11 protein-coding genes are annotated in these 15,994 nt (G+C 72.9%); 3 read left to right on the top strand and 8 right to left on the bottom strand.

The features are described from left to right. Positions 1-126: 126 nt before the first annotated feature. From OERS_RS17435 to OERS_RS17405, 7 genes are all read right to left on the bottom strand, one after another. Positions 127-1,101 carry an N-acetylmuramic acid 6-phosphate etherase gene (locus OERS_RS17435; RefSeq protein WP_082848753.1) on the bottom strand — a complete coding sequence of 325 codons (975 nt, stop codon included), beginning with the start codon at positions 1,099-1,101 and terminating at the stop codon, positions 127-129. Next, complete coding sequence (locus OERS_RS17430) at positions 1,098-2,414, bottom strand: anhydro-N-acetylmuramic acid kinase (RefSeq protein ID WP_068627371.1); 1,317 nt, start codon at positions 2,412-2,414, stop codon at positions 1,098-1,100. Before OERS_RS17430 ends, OERS_RS17435 begins: the two co-directional genes overlap by 4 nt. Continuing rightward, positions 2,411-3,973, bottom strand: coding sequence for a glycoside hydrolase family 3 N-terminal domain-containing protein (locus tag OERS_RS17425; protein WP_068627369.1), 1,563 nt, complete (start codon positions 3,971-3,973; stop codon positions 2,411-2,413). Before OERS_RS17425 ends, OERS_RS17430 begins: the two co-directional genes overlap by 4 nt. Next, on the bottom strand, positions 3,970-4,806 hold the full coding sequence (locus OERS_RS17420; protein WP_409365931.1) for a carbohydrate ABC transporter permease: 837 nt from the start codon (positions 4,804-4,806) through the stop codon (positions 3,970-3,972). The genes OERS_RS17425 and OERS_RS17420 overlap by 4 nt, the downstream gene beginning before the upstream one ends. A gap of 86 nt (positions 4,807-4,892) precedes the next feature. Next, a complete protein-coding gene (locus tag OERS_RS17415) occupies positions 4,893-5,900 on the bottom strand; it encodes a carbohydrate ABC transporter permease (protein ID WP_068627367.1) in 1,008 nt (335 codons plus the stop codon). A 7-nt stretch (positions 5,901-5,907) separates the two neighbouring features. Then, the gene (locus OERS_RS17410) at positions 5,908-7,215 is read right to left on the bottom strand and encodes a sugar ABC transporter substrate-binding protein (protein WP_068627365.1); all 1,308 of its coding nucleotides are present in this window, start codon (positions 7,213-7,215) and stop codon (positions 5,908-5,910) included. A 350-nt stretch (positions 7,216-7,565) separates the two neighbouring features. Next, positions 7,566-8,615 carry a lipoate--protein ligase family protein gene (locus OERS_RS17405; RefSeq protein ID WP_068627384.1) on the bottom strand — a complete coding sequence of 350 codons (1,050 nt, stop codon included), beginning with the start codon at positions 8,613-8,615 and terminating at the stop codon, positions 7,566-7,568. A 211-nt stretch (positions 8,616-8,826) separates the two neighbouring features. Between OERS_RS17405 and OERS_RS17400 the strand changes: the two genes are divergently transcribed. From OERS_RS17400 to OERS_RS17390, 3 genes are read left to right on the top strand one after another with little or no spacing between them, the layout of a single operon-like run. Further along, positions 8,827-10,005, top strand: a complete 1,179-nt coding sequence (locus tag OERS_RS17400) for an N-acetylglucosamine kinase (protein WP_068627363.1) — start codon at positions 8,827-8,829, stop codon at positions 10,003-10,005. Beyond that, the gene (locus OERS_RS17395; RefSeq protein ID WP_068627361.1) at positions 10,002-10,889 is read left to right on the top strand and encodes a MurR/RpiR family transcriptional regulator; all 888 of its coding nucleotides are present in this window, start codon (positions 10,002-10,004) and stop codon (positions 10,887-10,889) included. Before OERS_RS17400 ends, OERS_RS17395 begins: the two co-directional genes overlap by 4 nt. Next, positions 10,886-13,795 carry an FAD-binding and (Fe-S)-binding domain-containing protein gene (locus OERS_RS17390; RefSeq protein ID WP_068627360.1) on the top strand — a complete coding sequence of 970 codons (2,910 nt, stop codon included), beginning with the start codon at positions 10,886-10,888 and terminating at the stop codon, positions 13,793-13,795. Before OERS_RS17395 ends, OERS_RS17390 begins: the two co-directional genes overlap by 4 nt. Before the next feature lie 99 nt (positions 13,796-13,894). Here the strand turns inward: OERS_RS17390 and cimA are convergent, their stop codons facing one another. Then, a complete protein-coding gene (gene cimA / locus OERS_RS17385; protein WP_068627357.1) occupies positions 13,895-15,559 on the bottom strand; it encodes a citramalate synthase in 1,665 nt (554 codons plus the stop codon). Positions 15,560-15,994: the final 435 nt, after the last annotated feature.

Raw genomic sequence — 15,994 nt, 5'->3', positions numbered from 1 at the left:
GACCGTGGGACACGTGTACCGCATGCCAGCCAGATAACGATCTGGCCCCCATTTCGTCACGATCCGACCTCTCGGCCCCACCGCTCCCCGGGCCGGGTCCCTCGGCGTGGAAGCTGCCCGATCCCCTCAGGCCCCCAGCAGCTCGAGCGCGCGGCGCACGCCGGGCGCCCCGGCCCCGCGCAGCGCCTCGCGGGCCTCGTCGACGCCGACGCCGGCGAGCAGCATGACGAGCGCGACGTGGATCTCGCCGCCGGCCCGGTGCAGGGTCTGCTCGCACTCGTCGGTCCCGAGCCCCGTGGCCTGGACGAGCATGCGCACGATCCGGGCGCGCAGCTTCTGGTTGGTCGGGCGCACGTCGATCATGAGGTTCGAGTAGGTCTTGCCGAGCCGGATCATGGTCGCGGTCGAGAACGTGTTGAGCACGAGCTTCTGCGCCGTGGCGGCCTTCATGCGGGTCGAGCCCGTGACGACCTCGGGGCCCGTGTCGAGCAGGATCGCGACGTCGACGCGCGACGCGAGGCGCGCCTGCGGGTTGGCGCTCACGAGCACGGTCGCGGCGCCGCGCTCGCGGGCGACGTCGAACGCGCCGCCCACGTAGGGCGTGCGGCCGCTCGCCGCGAGACCCACGACCAGGTCGCCGGAGCGCACCTCGTCGGCGTCCGCGCGGCCGAGCTCGACGTCGTCCTCGGCCCCCTCGACCGCGAGCATCATGGCGCCCGCGCCCCCGGCGAGGTGAGCCTCGAACCACTCCTCGCCCACGCCGTACGTGGGCAGCAGCTCGACCGCGTCGAGCACGCCGAGGCGGCCCGACGTGCCGGACCCGAAGTAGTGGACCTTGCCGCCGCCGCGCAGCGCGGCCACGGCGAGGTCGACGGCCGCGGTGATGCGGTCGGCCTCGGCACGCACGGCGTCCGCGACGCCCGCGTCCTCGTCGGTGATGCGTCGCACGACCTCGGCCGTGGGCAGCAGGTCGATGTCCGTGGTGCGCGGGTTGCGCTCCTCGGTCGGCGACGCGAGCCGGAGCACCTCCTGCCAGTCCTCGGCGGCGGAGGCGTGCCCGGCCGAGAGGTCCCCCTGGGTGGCGGGGCGGGTGTCGGTCATCGGTGCGTTCCCTTCGGCATCGGGGCGAGCCCGAACGGGGTGTTGGCCAGCACGAGCCGGCGGATGGGCCCGGTGAACGCGGGCCAGATCAACGGGGTGGGCGGGGTGAGCGAGCCGAGCACGGTCGCGCGGCGCGCCCCGGTCGAGCGTCGACGCTGCTCGCCCTTGGCGGTCCCGGCGACCCCGTGGGCCGACAGGAAGCCGAGGAGCGCGAACAGGTACGCCTCCTTGGCGTCGATCGGCATGCCGAGCTGGTCGGCCGTGAGGAGCTCGCACCCCTCGGGCAGGTAGGCGCGCAGCCGTGCGAGCAGGGTCGGGTTGTGCGCCCCGCCGCCCGAGACGACGACGCGACGCACCTCGCGCTGCGGGTCCGTCTCGCCGAGGGCCGGGTCGCGCGGGGCGCCGTGCCCGGCAGCAGCCTGCGCGACCGAGAGCAGGCCTTCCGCGATGGTCACGGCGGTGAGCTCGGTGAGCGTCGCGACGAGGTCGGCCCCCGTGAGGTCGGGGCGGACCGCGGCGAGCTTGCGCGGCACGTAGGTCGCGTCGAACAGCTCGCGACCGGTCGACTTGGGTGCCTTGGCCGCGAAGTACGGGTCGTCGAGCAGCGCGCGCAGCGCGGCCTGGTCCACGGTCCCGGTCGCGCCCAGGGCACCGTCCCGGTCGTACGGCTCTCCCGTGAGCTGGCGCATCGTGAGGTCGATGAGGCAGTTGCCGGGCCCGGTGTCCCACCCGGTCACGGGTGCCTCGACCTCGCCGACGAGCGTGACGTTCGCGATCCCGCCGATGTTGAGCGCCGCGCTGAGCCCGGCCGGCGCGCCGTCCGGGGACTGCGGGTCGCGCCCGAGCCAGAGCGCGTCGAGCACGCTCACGAGCGGTGCGCCCTGGCCGCCCGCGGCGATGTCCGCGACCCGGAAGTCGCTGATGACGGGGCGGCGGGTGCGCTCGGCGATCCAGGCGGCGTTGCCGAGCTGGAGGCTGCCGTGCGCACGGGCGCCCACGACCCAGTGGTAGAGCGTCTGCCCGTGCGACGCGACGAGGTCGACGTCCCCACCGGCGACGTCGTCGATGGCCTGGCGTCCGGCGCGGCCGAACTCCTGCCCGATGAGCGTGTCGAGCTGCGTGACCTCGCCCATGTCGACCGGGGCCGGCGGCAGCGCCTTGAGGATGCGTTCACGGAGCGCGGCGGGCCACTCGTACTCGGTGTGCCCCAGCGGGCGCATGCGCAGGACCCCGTCGGGGCCCAGGTGGAAGTCGGCGGCGGCCGCGTCGATCGCGTCGACCGACGTGCCGGAGGACAGGCCGAGGACGATCATCGGGTCACCTCCGCGGTGACGGTCAGCTGCCCGACGGCGGCGCGCGCGTTGGCACGTCCGGTGCCGCACGCGACGACCACGGTGGTCTCGTCCCCGAACCAGGCGGGCACGGCGTCGGGGAACCCGGTGTGCACCACGACGAGCCCGGGGCGCGCGGCGCGCAGGGCGTCGAGCATGGCGGCCTCGCGGCTGCCGGGGACGGGTTCACGCGTGATCACGACGAGGGGGCGGACGGGGTCGCCGGCGGGCCGGGCCGTCGAGACCGCGGCGAGAGTCGCCTCCCACCCGGCCGGGTCGGAGAAGACGTGGACCTCGGTGCCGGGGAACGTCGCGCGGAGCGCGCTCTGGACGTGCTGGGCGGTGCGCCCGGCCGCGTGGTCGAACCGCTGGCGCAGGTCGATCACGTCGGGCGCGGGCCCGGTGGGGTCCAAGCGTGCGAGGGGTCCGTGCGTGCGCACGGCCCGCTCGGCGGCCTCCTGCCCGACGGCGGCGAGCGCCTCGAGCGCGGCGGTCGCCTCGGTCGGGCCGCACGTCGCGCCCGTGGACGCCTGGAGCTCGCGCACCCGGCGCACCGTGCGCGCAGTGCGGGCCGCGGACTCGAGCAGGCGCTCGACCGTGACCCGGCCCTGCTCGACGGCCGCGAGGAGCGCGCTCTGCGCCTGGCGGAACAGCTCCTCGTCGTCGCGGCCTACCGTCGTGCCGAGGCACAGCAGGTCGGCGCCTCCCTCGATCGCCTGGACGGCGACCTCGCCGATCCCGTCGGCTCCCTTGACGGCCCCCATGTCGAGGGCGTCGGTGATGATGGGCCCCTCGAAGCCCAGCTCACGCGCCACGAGGGCGGCCGCGGGCTCGAGCGAGACGGGCCGCGGGCCGATCGCCGGGACCAGCAGGTGCGCGGTCATGATCGAGTCGATCGCGACGTCGGGCTCGAAGGCCCGGACGAACGGTGGCAGGTCGCGCTCGCGGATCGTCTCGAGCGGGTCGTCGACCACGGGCAGCGACAGGTGGGAGTCCACGTCGGTCGCGCCGTGACCCGGGAAGTGCTTGCCGCACGCCCCGACCCCGGCGCGGTGCAGGCCCTGCACGAATGCGGCCCCGTGCCGGGACACCAGGTCGGGCGTCGCACCGAACGCGCGCACGCCGACCACGGGGTTCTCGGTCCGGGAGTTGACGTCGAGCACGGGCGCGAGGTCGAGGTCCACGCCCGTCGCGGCGAGCAGGCGGCCGAGCGCGAGCCCGACCCGCTCGGTGAGGTCCACGTCGTCGATCACGCCGAGGGCCGCGGCCCCCGGGATGCTCGACCCCGTGGCGGCCTCGAGCCGGCTGACGTCCCCGCCCTCCTCGTCGATCGCGATCAGCAGGTCGGGCGCGGCCTCGTGGAGGCTCGCCGAGAGCCTGGCCGTCGTGGCGACGTCGGGCGTGTTGTACGCGAAGTAGATGACGCCCGCGAGGCCCTCCTCGCAGGCCGAGAGCAGCCAGGCCGGGGCGTCCGTCCCCGTGAAACCGGGGAGCAGGACGCCGTTGACGGCGCGCAGCGCGTCGTGGTGCACGGTGGTCATCCCTTCACCGACCCAGCGGTCAGGCCGGAGGACAGGTTGCGCTGCACGAGGACGAAGAAGACGATCACGGGCAGCGTGATGAGGGTCGAGGCGGCCATGACCGCGCCCCAGTCGGTCGTGTTCTCGCCGAAGAACTTCTGCAGGCCGATCGGCACGGTGTACTTGGCCGACTGCTGCAGGAAGGTCAGGGCGAAGATGAACTCGTTCCAGGCGGTGATGAACGAGAAGACGCTCGTGGCGACGACGCCCGGAGCGACGAGCGGCAGCAGGATCTTCCAGAACATGCGACCCCACGAGGCGCCGTCGAGGTACGCGGCCTCCTCGAGCTCGACCGGGACGGCCGCGACGAACCCGCGCAGCATCCAGATCGCGAACGACAGCGAGAAGGCGATGTAGACGATCGTCAGACCCAGGAGCGAGTTGAGCATGCCGAGGGTGCGCATCTGGAGGAACAGCGGGATGACGAGGGCCTCGAGGGGCACCATCTGCACCATGAGGACGAGCACGAGGATCGACTTGCGGAAGCGGAACCTGAAGCGGCTCACGGCCACCGCGGCGAGCAGCGCGAGCACCGAGGAGAACACGACGGCGCCGATCGCCACGACGATCGAGTTGCGGAGGTACTGGCCGAACCCGCCGTCGTCGATCACGGTCACGAAGTTGTCCCACGTGACGCCCGCGGGCAGGATCCGTGCCCCGCGGGTCGCGGCCTCGGGGTCGATCGCCGAGGAGAACATCCAGTAGGCCGGGAACAGCGCGAAGACGAGCAGCGCGACGATGCCCACGACCTTGCCCGCGGTGGGCAGGGGGCGCTTGCGCGCCCTGGTCCGCAGGACCTGCGGGGCACGCTCGTCGGTCGTTCCACCCCCCGTGCGGTCTCCGGCGCGCGGGGTGCTGGACGGGGTACCGGTCAGGGCGCTCACAGCTCCTCCTCCTTGAACAGGGTGCGCATGTACACGACGGTGATCCCGAGCAGGATCAGGGTGAGCAGCACGGCGATCGCCGAGCCCATCCCGTACTTGCCCTGCGCGAAGGACTGGATGTACGACCACACGCCGAGGTTGAAGACGTCCTTGTTGCCGCCGTTGCCGCCCGGCATCAGGTAGATCTGCGTGAAGACCTTGAAGTCCCAGATGGTCGACAGGATCGTGACGACCGCGAAGACGGGGCGCAGGATGGGCGCGGTGATGGCCCAGAACCGGCGCCAGGGAGTGGCGCCGTCCATCATCGCGGCCTCGTGCAGCTCCTTGGGGATCGTCAGCAGGCCCGCGAGGACCGTGATCGCGACGAACGGGAAGCCGTGGTGCACCACGTTGAGCGTCGCGATCGCGTAGAAGCTCAGGCGCTCGGTGAACCAGTTGGTGGTCGCCGGGTCGATCAGCCCGACCGAGTCGAGCACCGAGGAGACCAGACCGTTGAGCGGGTCGAAGATCCAGATCCACACGTAGGTGCCGGTGATCGCGGGCACGGCCCAGGCGACCATGATCGCGGTCGAGCAGATCGTGCGCCAGAACGTCCCGAGGTTGTTGAGGAACAGCGCGACGGCCGTGCCCAGGACGACCGTCAGCACGACGCACGCGACCGCGAAACCGATCGTGTTGGGCAGGACGACGGTCCACAGGAACGAGTCGCCGAAGATCGCGGCGTAGTTGTCGAACCCGATGTAGTTCGACTCTCCCGAAGCGATCTGGCGCAGGCCGTAGTCCTGCAGCGAGATCATCACGACGCGGACCAGGGGCCACAGGAGCAGGATGCCGAGGACGGCGAGCGCGGGGGCCAGGAGCAGCCAGGGGCGCAGCGGGGACTTGTGGCCGAGCAGGCCGTGCATGCCGGAACGGCGGCGCGGGGTGGACGAGGGGGCCGGGGCCGGGGCCCGGCGCGTCAGCTGGTCGGCCGACGCGCCGGGAACCGAGTGCAGATCTGCCATGGGTTCGTCAGGACCCGAAGGTCTCGTTCATGTCGGCGGCCGCCGTGTCGGCGGCCTCCTGCACCGTGGCGCTGCCCGAGAGGATCGACTGCAGCATGGTCTCGACCGTCTTCTTGCCCTGGATCTGGCCGTAGAGCGGCGTCACCGGGACCGAGGCGCCGGCCTCGACCATCTGCTGGGCGAACGGCGCGACGAGCGGGTCGTTCTCCTCGATGACCTTCTCGAGGAGCGAGGTCTGACCCGGGAAGTAGCCGGACTGGTTGCCCCACTCCTCGGCGAACTTGCCCGTGGTCATCATCTCGACGAACTCCCACGCGAGGTCCTGCTTCTCGCTGGCCGCGAAGACGCCCAGGTGCGACCCGCCGAGGAACGAGTCCGACAGCCCGTCGGTCTCGCCCGGGATCGGGAACGCGCCGATCTTGTCGGCCATGTCCGGGACGTCCGTGAGGATCTTGCCGGGGGTCCAGCTGCCGGAGATCATCATGCCGACGTTGCCCTGCTCGAAGTTTGAGAGGAGGTCGGTCTCCTTCCACGTCGTGGCCGCCGCGGTGGACAGCCCCGCCTCGGTCGCGAGACCGGTGTAGAACTCGAGGCCCTTCACGGAGTCCGCGGAGTTGATCTCGGACTTCCAGGTGTCACCGTCCTTGACGGCCAGGTCACCGCCTGCACCCCAGATGAAGGGCATGGCGCCGTACTGGCTGTCGCCCGCGATGGGGAAGGGGATGAGGCCGGGGTTCGCGGCCTTGAGCGTCTCGGCCGCGGTCTGCAGCTCGGCCCAGGTCGTCGGCACCTCGATGCCGGCCGCCTCGAAGAGGTCCTTGCGGTAGATGACCGAGCGCACGCCCGCGTACCAGGGCATGCCGTACTGGGCGCCGTCGAGCGTGCCCGACTCGACGAGCCCGGGGACCAGGTCCTCCTCGAGGCCCGCGTCCTTGATCTTGTCCGAGAGGTCGGACAGCGCGCCGACGTCGGCGAACTCGCCGGTCCACGTGGTGCCGAGCTCGGCGACGTCCGGCGTGGTGTTGCCCGCGATGGAGGTCGTGAACTTGTCGTGGGCGCTGGCCCACGGCTGGAACTCGATCTGGAGGTCCGCGCCCGTCTCTTCCTTGAAGGCGGTGGTGACCTCGTCGAAGAAGGCGTCCCCGTCGGGGTTGGTGCCCTCCATGATCCAGACCGTGAGGGTCTCGCCGGAGTGGTCGGCGGCGGCTGCGTCCCCCGTGCTCTCGCCGCTGCTGCTGTCCCCGCCGCCACACGCGGTGAGGCCGAGCGCCAGGAGGAGTGTGCCCGTGACGGCCACCGTGCTGCGTCGCTGCATGCCGTGACTTCCTTTCTGGTCGGCTGCCGCGTCGCGGCCAGCCGTTCGTCCCTGCGGACCTGATCGTTCGTGGGGCACCGGATCCTCGGGCCCCTTCGACTCTGAAACAAACTTACATCAGGTTGGGTGTTCGTGAAGATTACCGCCACAACGGGGCAGAGGGAAGCCGGTCGCGAAGTTGTGACACGTTCTTAACCTGGGCGTCGCACGGGGGCACGCGGGGGCACACCGCGCCCCGGGTAACCACACGGGCGCGCAGCGCACGGGCTCGCGCCGCAGCGCACACACGGCAGCCAGGCAGGCGGGAGCCGCCGGGCCGCCCGGCAGGCCGCCGCCCAGCCCCTACCGCGTCACGGCACGCGCGCGGTCCACTCCGGGGTCCCGAACTTGGTGCGCACGAGCTCCTCGGCCTGCGCCCGCTCGTCGGGCGTGACACCACCCTCGACCGTGCGGTACCGCGAGCGGAAGTGGGCCTTGAACGCCTCGATGACGTCCTCGCGCGCCATGCCGGTCTGCGATCGCAGGGGGTCGACGCGCTTGTTGGCGCTCTTGGTGCCCTTGTCGCTCATCTTCTCGCGGCCGATGCGCAGGACCTCGAGCATCTTGTCGGCGTCGATGTCGTAGGCCATGGTCACGTGGTGCAGCACCGCTCCCCCGCGCAGCCGCTTCTGCGCGGCCCCCGCGATCTTCCCGGCCGGCGACGCGATGTCGTTGAGCGGCTTGTAGGTCGCCTCGACACCGACGTCGGCGAGCGCCCCCAGCACCCAGTCGTCGAGGAACGCGTAGGACCGCTCGAAGCTCAGCCCCTCGACGAGCGAGGCGGGGACGGTGAGCGAGTAGGTGATCGTGTTGCCCGGCTCGACGAACATGGCCCCGCCGCCCGAGATGCGCCGGACCACGGTGATGCCGTGCTTGTCGGCCCCTGCGGGGTCGACCTCGTTCCGGAGCGACTGGAACGAGCCGATGATGACGGCCGGCGCGCCCCATTCCCAGATGCGCAGCGTGGGGCGGCGCCGCCCTGCGTCGAGCTCCTCGGTCAGCACCTGGTCGAGCGCGAGGTGCATCGCGGGCTGCTCGGGCCCTTCGTGGATGATCTCGAAGACGTGGTCGTCCCACCCGGTCGCGTGGCCGAGCGCGCGACGCACCGCGATCGCCACGGCCTCGGGAGAGAACCCGACCATGGTGATGTCGTCCGTCAGGACGGACTCGACGGCCCGGGTCAGGTCGGCGACGGTCGAGGTCTCGGGCAGCCCCGTCAGGGCCGCGTTGATGTCCTCGAGGGCGTCGTCGGGCTCGAGGAAGAAGTCGCCGCTCAGCGCGACGCGTGACAGCCTCCCGTCGTCCGTCTCGACGTCGACCGCCACGAGCTTGCCACCGGGAACCTTGTACTCGCCTCTCATGGTGACCACGGTACGTCGCGCGACGCACGCCCTGCCCCACCGCGGGCCCCCGCGACCACCCAGCACCCGTGACGTGAACCACAAGGAGGAGTAGCCTCCAAGCAGCACCGCACCGCGGGCCCGAGGCGCGCTCGGCACGGAGCTCCCCGACACCTATGGAAGTTTTCTCCGTAGTCTCGTCCTGTTCTGAAATTTCATGCCAGAATGAGGCGTGACCTGGACGCCGGACGTCGACCCCGCCCGCACCGAGAGCCGCGCGCACCCCCTCGCGGCGCCCTCGGGACCTCCGCGCTGGCTCGTCGCGATCGACGTGGGCGGCAGCGGCAGCAGGCTCGTCGCGACCACCGTGCCGTCCGGCGCCCGGCCGGACGCCGCCCACCCCCCGGTCGCCCCCGGCGACGCGCCGCACCGCACCGAGCTCACGGGGCGCAGCGTCGCGATCGGCCCGGACGGCAGCGACGTCGCCGACGTGGTGCGCGACCTGTGCGCGTCGTTCGTCGCGGCCACGACCGGGTCCCACGACGCACCCCCGGTCGTCGCCGCGGCCGCGGTCGGCGCGACGGGCCTCGCCACGCTCGTCCCGGACCCCGCCACGGTGCACACCGCGCTCCGCACGACCCTCGCGGCGGACCGCACGGCCGTCGCGGCCGACGCCCTGACGGCCCACCTGGGCGCCCTGGGCGGGCGCGCGGGGGCCGTGGTCGCGGTCGGCACGGGTGCGATCGCGCTCGGCACCGACCTCCGCCGCGTCTGGCGACGCACCGACGGCTGGGGGCACCTCCTGGGCGACCTCGGGTCGGCCTCGTGGATCGGCGCCCACGGGCTGCGGGCCGCCCTCGCGGCCCACGACGGCCGCGCGACGGGTGGCTCGCGGCCGCTCCTCGCCGCGGCGCAGGCGCGGTTCGGCCCCGTCCCGACCTGGCCCGTCCAGCTCTACACACGCCCCGACCGAGCGCAGGTGCTCGGTTCCTTCACGCCCGACGTCGCCGCTGCCGCCGCGGCGGGCGACCCCGCGAGCGTCCAGATCCTCACCGAGGCGGGCCGCCACCTGGCCGAGACGCTCGCCGCTGCGCTCGTCCCCGGCCTGCCGCCGCTCGCCGCGGCCACGGGCGGGGTCCTCGCGGCCGGCCCGTCCCTGACGGGCGCCCTCGCGCGCCGGTTCGCGGCCCTGCGCCCCGACGCCGAGCTCGTCCCGTCCGCGGGCACCCCGCTCGACGGCGCGCTCCACCTCGCCAGGCTGCTCACCGAGGGCACCGCGACGGGCGGCGCGGCCGCTTCCACCGCACCCGCCGCTCCCCTCGTCGCCCACGCTCCGTGGCTGAGCCTCGGCGACGAACCCCCTGCTCCCGCACCGTCCACGACCACCCCGATCACAGGAGATCCGACATGACAGGTGACGGACTCGTCCGCATCCGACAGGCGCTGCCGACGCTCCGCCCCGCCGAGGCCCGGATCGCCGAGGCGGTCCTCGCGGACCCGACCGCCGTCGTCGGGTCGACGATCAACGAGCTCGCCGCGCGCGCGGGCGCCTCGCAGGCGACCGTCGTGCGGTTCTGCCGGGCGATCGGCTACGCGGGCTACCCGGAGTTCCGGATCGACCTCGCCCAGGCGACGTCGCGTCGCGAGATGGAGATGGAGCGCTCGAACGTCGCGCACGGCGAGATCAACGAGACGGACACGGCCGAGGACGTCGTCGCGAAGATCGCGTTCCACGAGGCCCGGACCATCGAGGAGACCGCGCGCATGCTCGACCTCGCGGCGCTCGAGCAGGTCGCCGCGGCCGTCGCGGCGGCGCCGCGGATCGACGTCTTCGGCGTCGGGTCGAGCGGGCTGACGGCGCAGGACCTCGCCCAGAAGCTCCAGCGCATCGGGCTCGTGTGCTTCGCGTCCCCCGACCCGCACCTCCAGCTCCAGTCGGCCGCGCTGCTCGGCCCGGGCGCGGTCGCGATCGGGATCTCGCACAGCGGCCAGACGGTCGAGACCAACCACGCGCTCGGCATCGCGCACCGGCGCGGGGCGACGAGCGTGGCGATCACCAACTTCCCCGAGTCGCCCCTCGCGCAGGAGGCAGACGTCGTGCTGGGCACCACGGCACGCGAGACGCAGTTCCGCTCGGGCGCGCTGTCGAGCCGCATCGCGCAGCTCGCGGTCGTCGACTTCCTCTTCGTCCGCGTCGCCCAGCGCCTGTACGACCAGACGAGCGCCAACCTCAAGGCCACCTACGACGCGGTCCAGCCCCACCGGCTGGACGGAGAGCGCAAGGCACGAGCATGACGACCGTCTCCGCCGCCACGACGAGGGCCCTCGAGATCCGCACGGACCTGCTGACGCGCGTCGCCCAGGCCCACGACGCGTCGCACTACCTGCTGCGGCCCGAGGCGGTCGCGCGCGCGCAGGACGTGCCCGACGTCGTCGCCGCCTTCGCCGAGGCCCGTCGCCGCGGGCTCCCGGTCACGTTCCGCTCGGGCGGGACGAGCCTGTCGGGCCAGGCGTCGGGCGCGGGCCTGCTCGTCGACACGCGCACGCGCTTCACGCGCGTCGAGGTGCTCGACGACGACGGCGCACGCGTGCGCTGCCAGCCGGGCGTGACGCTGCGCTCGGTCAACGGGAGGCTCCTGCGCCACGGGCGACGCCTGGGCCCCGACCCCGCGAGCGAGATCGCGTGCACGATCGGTGGCGTCGTCGCGAACAACTCCTCGGGCATGGCGTGCGGCACGGTCGACACCGCGTACCGCACGATCGAGTCGATGACGCTCGTCCTGCCGAGCGGCACCGTGCTCGACACGGGTGCGCCGGACGCCGACGAGCGGCTGCGTGCGCTCGAGCCCGCGCTGCACCGCGGCCTGGCCGGGCTCCGCGACCGGGTCCGGGCGAGCGCGGCCATGCGCGCGACCATCGCGCACCAGTACTCGATGAAGAACACCATGGGCTACGGCGTCAACGCCTTCGTGGACCACGAGTCGCCCGTCAAGATCCTCGAGCACCTGGTGGTGGGGTCCGAGGGGACGCTGGCGTTCGTGGCCGACGTGACGTTCCGGACCGTCCCGCTGCTCCCCGCGGCCTCGACCACGCTCCTGGTCTTCGACGCGCTCGAGCAGGCGACCGAGGCGCTCGCGACCGTCACGGACTCGGGCGCACGGGCGATCGAGCTGCTCGACGCCGCGTCGTTGCGCGTCGCGGCGACCGACCCGCTCGCCGACGCGTCCATGCGGGCCTTCGCGACCGCGACGACCCAGACGGCGCTGCTCGTCGAGTACCAGGCCACGAGCGCCGCGGGGCTCGAACCGTTCGAGGAGGCCGCTCGGGCCGTCGTCGGCTCGCTCGACCTCGCGACGCCCGCCGAGCTGACGCGCGACCCCGCTGCCCGCGGGCGGCTGTGGCGCGTCCGCAAGGGCCTGTACACCGCGGTCGCGGGAGCCCGCGCCCCGGGCAGCACGGCACTGCTCGAGGACCTGGTCGTCCCGGTCCCCGACCTCACCGCGACGGTCCGCGACCTGGGTGGGCTCTTCGCGCAGCACGGCTACGACGACGCCGTGACGTTCGGGCACGCCAAGGACGGCAACCTGCACTTCATGATCACCCCGCGCCTGTCCGACGACGGTGAGCTCGACCGCTTCGCGGCCTTCACCGAGGACATGGTGGGCCTGGTGCTCGGCCGCGGCGGCTCGCTCAAGGCCGAGCACGGCACGGGCCGCATCATGGCACCCTTCGTCCGGCGGCAGTTCGGCGACGACCTGTACGCCGTGATGCGCGAGGTCAAGGCCCTGTGCGACCCCGAGGGCATCCTCAACCCCGGCGTGCTCCTCACCGACGACGACGAGGCGCACCTGCAGCACCTCAAGCTCGTGCCGCCCGTGGGGACGGCCGCGGCGGGAGACCTCGCGGCCGTCGTGGACCGGTGCGTCGAATGCGGGTACTGCGAGCCCGCGTGCCCGTCGCGGACCGTCACGACGACTCCCCGGCAGCGCATCGCTCTCCTGCGCGAGATGGTCACGGCCGCCCCGGGCGAGCTCCGCGAGCTCGAGCGCGCGTACGAGTACTCCGCGGTCGACACGTGCGCGGTCGACTCGCTGTGCGTGACCGCGTGCCCGGTCGGGATCGACACGGGCAAGGTCATGAAGGTCCGTCGCGCGCAGCGCCACGGGGCCGTGGTCCAGCGCGCCGGGCGCGTGGCCGCCGACCACTGGGGCGGCGCGGTCACGGGCCTGCGCGGCGCGCTCGGCGTGGTCGACCTGGTGCCCACGCCCCTGGTCACGGCCGCCTCGAAGGTGGGGCGCGCGGTGCTGGGCGACGACGTCGTGCCGCTCGTGGGCACCGACCTGCCGGGCCCTGGGCCACGCCGGGTCTCCCCCGGCGACCGTCCGGCGCACGGACCGGCGAGCGTCGGCGTCGGGGCAGCTGCCGGTGCGAGCGTCGTCTTCTTCCAGTCGTGCATGGGCTCGCTCTTCTCGCCCGCGGAGGCCTCGCCCAGCCCGGGCGGCGTCGGGCCGGCGTTCCTCGCGCTCTGCGAGCGCGCCGGGATCTCGGTCGCGATCCCCGAGGGAGTCGGGGGCCTGTGCTGCGGCACGCCCTGGGTCTCCAAGGGCCTGACCGACGGGGCCACGGCGATGGCCGAGCGGACCTTCGACGCGCTCTGGGCGGCCACGGACGGCGGCCGCCTGCCCGTGGTCTCGGACGCGTCGAGCTGCACGCACGGCCTCGAGGGGATCGGCGCGCACCTCTCGGGCGACGCCCGCGAGCGGTTCGAGCGGCTGCGCGTCCTGGACACCGTGACGTTCGTGCGGCACGACGTGCTGCCCGCGCTCGAGGCGACCGGGCTCGACCCTCGGACGACGGGCAGCACGCTGGCCTCGCTCGTGCTGCACCCCACGTGCTCGTCGATCCACCTGGGGGTCGTCGGCGACCTCGAGGCCGTCGCGCGCGCGGTGGCCGACGACGTCGTGCTCCCGCTCGACGCGGGGTGCTGCGGCTTCGCGGGCGACCGCGGGATGCTCCACCCCGAGCTGACGGCCGCGGCGACGCATGCCGAGGCCACCGAGGTCGCGGCCCACGCTCGCGAGCACGGCCGTGCGGACGCGTACGCGTCGAGCAACCGGACGTGCGAGATGGGTCTGAGCCGGGCGACGGGCGAGGACTACGTGCACGTCGTCGAGCTGCTCGAGGCCGCGACCCGCGCCTGACCGTCGCACCCCGACGTGCCAGAGGGAGCGTGACCCGGAGGTCACGCTCCCTCTGACACGTGATCGCGTGCGCCCGGAGTCAGGGCGCGGGCTGCTGGTTCAGCGCGGCTGCACGTCCGCGTGGATCAGCCCGTAGATCGCGGAGTCCGTCAGCGCCTCCCAGGCCGCCTCGATGAGGTTCGGTCCGACGCCCACCGTCGACCAGGAGGTCGCCCCGTCGGTCATCTCGATGAGGACGCGCGTGATGGCGTCCGTGCCCTGCTCGGTGTCGAGGATGCGGACCTTGAAGTCGATCAGCTCGAACGCCTCGATCTCCGGGTACACGCGTCGCAGGGCGAGCCGTAGCGCGTGGTCGAGCGCGTTCACGGGTCCGTTGCCTTCGCCCGTCTTGACGATGCGCTTGCCGCCGGCATGCAGCTTGACGGTCGCCTCCGCCGTCGCCTCGGTGCCGCGCCCCCCGGCCCGCTCGACGATCGTGCGCCAGCTCTCGACCCGGAAGAACTGAGGCCGCTCGCCCGCGATCTCCTCGCGCAGGAGCAGCTCGAACGAGGCGTCGGCCGCGTCGTACGTGTACCCGCGGGCCTCGGCCTCCTTGACCCGGTGCGTCACGCGCGAGAGGACGTCGCCCTGGTCCGACAGGTCGAAGCCCATCTCACGTCCCTTGAGCTCGATCGAGGCGCGGCCCGCCATGTCCGAGATGAGCATGCGCATGTCGTTGCCGACGAGCGTGGGCTCGATGTGCTGGTAGAGGTCCGGGTCGACCTTGATGGCCGAGGCGTGCAGCCCGGCCTTGTGCGCGAACGCGCTCGCCCCGACGTACGGCTGGCGCGCGTACGGGGAGATGTTGGTGATCTCGCTGATCGCGTGCGCGATGCGCGTGGTCTCCTGCAGTCCGCCGTCGACGAGAAGCGTGCGCCCGTGCTTGAGCTCGAGGTTCGCGACGACCGTGATGAGGTCCGCGTTCCCGGTGCGCTCGCCGTAGCCGTTGACCGTCCCCTGGACGTGCGCGGCGCCCGCGGCCACGGCCGCGAGCGAGTTCGCGACCGCGCAGCCCGAGTCGTTGTGCGCGTGCATACCGAGGAGGGGGTCGCCCGCCTGGGCGAAGAGCCCGTCCGGGATCCCGACGGCGTCGCGCAGCTCCGTGACGATCTCGCCGACCCACTCGGGCAGCATGCCGCCGTTGGTGTCGCACAGCGCCACGACCTCCGCACCGGCCGCGAACGCCGCCTCGACCGCAGCGCGCGAGTAGGCCGGGTCGAACCGGTAGCCGTCGAAGAAGTGCTCGGCGTCCAGGACCACGCGGCGCCCCTCGGCCACGAGGAACGCGACCGTGTCGGTGATCATGGCGAGGTTCTCGGCGCCCGTGGTCCGCAGCGCCCGCTCGGCGTGGCGGATGTCGGACTTCGCGACGAGCGTCACGACGGGCGCCTGCGACGCGACGAGGGCGAGGACCTGCTGGTCGTCCGCGGCCCTGATCCCGGCCTTGCGCGTGGCGCCGAACGCGGCCAGGACCGCGTTCTTGAGCGTGAGCTCCTTGGCCGCGCGCGAGAAGAAGTCGGTGTCCTTGGGGATGGCCCCGGGCCAGCCGCCCTCGATGAACCCCACGCCCAGCTCGTCGAGCAGGGGGGCGATCGCCAGCTTGTCGGCGACCGAGAGGTTCATGCCCTCCTGCTGCGCGCCGTCGCGCAGTGTCGTGTCGTAGACGTGGAACGTCGAGGGTGCGCTCGCTGTGGCAGGAGCTACGGGGTTCACCTGGGAAGTCATCGTGCCGCTCTCTGGGGAGAATCTCGGGGTCCAGCGGTGCCGCCTGGGCGAGACCACTCTAGGTGGATCAGGGCGGGACGCTTCCGCGCGCCGCCGGTCCTCGTCGTTCCCACGCGCCGGGCGGTCGCTCTCGTGAAGCTCGTGCCCGGCGCTTCGAAGCCCGACGGGGGTGATGTCAGGCAACAAAAAAACCCCCCGAGGGTGCGGGAGGTTTGCGCGTCCGGTGTGGTGGCCGGGCGCGCTACTCGATAATGAGGTGGGAGACGAGGTGTGTCACAGAACACATGCTGCCACAGCAGCCGCGAGGATGGAACGGTGTCCACGGACTGAGCACCCCGACCAGTGAGCGCCCGGAACGGCAGCCTGCAACGACAGGAGACGCAACATGAGCGACCCGAACTTCCCGCCCCGCCCGAACGTCCCGCAGCCCGGCTC

This window comes from Oerskovia enterophila (genome assembly GCF_001692445.1).
Classification (GTDB): Bacteria; Actinomycetota; Actinomycetes; order Actinomycetales; family Cellulomonadaceae; genus Oerskovia; species Oerskovia enterophila.
This window is presented reverse-complemented; position numbering and strand designations above follow the sequence as displayed.

Excerpts from the sequence above, each read along its gene's own strand:
- OERS_RS17435 (WP_082848753.1), bottom strand. The coding sequence starts at position 1,101 with ATGACCGACACCCGCCCCGCCACCCAGGGGGACCTCTCGGCCGGGCAC.
- OERS_RS17430 (WP_068627371.1), bottom strand. The coding sequence starts at position 2,414 with ATGATCGTCCTCGGCCTGTCCTCCGGCACGTCGGTCGACGCGATCGAC.
- OERS_RS17425 (WP_068627369.1), bottom strand. The coding sequence starts at position 3,973 with ATGACCACCGTGCACCACGACGCGCTGCGCGCCGTCAACGGCGTCCTG.
- OERS_RS17415 (WP_068627367.1), bottom strand. The coding sequence starts at position 5,900 with ATGGCAGATCTGCACTCGGTTCCCGGCGCGTCGGCCGACCAGCTGACG.
- OERS_RS17410 (WP_068627365.1), bottom strand. The coding sequence starts at position 7,215 with ATGCAGCGACGCAGCACGGTGGCCGTCACGGGCACACTCCTCCTGGCG.
- OERS_RS17405 (WP_068627384.1), bottom strand. The coding sequence starts at position 8,615 with ATGAGAGGCGAGTACAAGGTTCCCGGTGGCAAGCTCGTGGCGGTCGAC.
- OERS_RS17395 (WP_068627361.1), top strand. The coding sequence starts at position 10,002 with ATGACAGGTGACGGACTCGTCCGCATCCGACAGGCGCTGCCGACGCTC.
- OERS_RS17390 (WP_068627360.1), top strand. The coding sequence starts at position 10,886 with ATGACGACCGTCTCCGCCGCCACGACGAGGGCCCTCGAGATCCGCACG.
- cimA (WP_068627357.1), bottom strand. The coding sequence starts at position 15,559 with ATGACTTCCCAGGTGAACCCCGTAGCTCCTGCCACAGCGAGCGCACCC.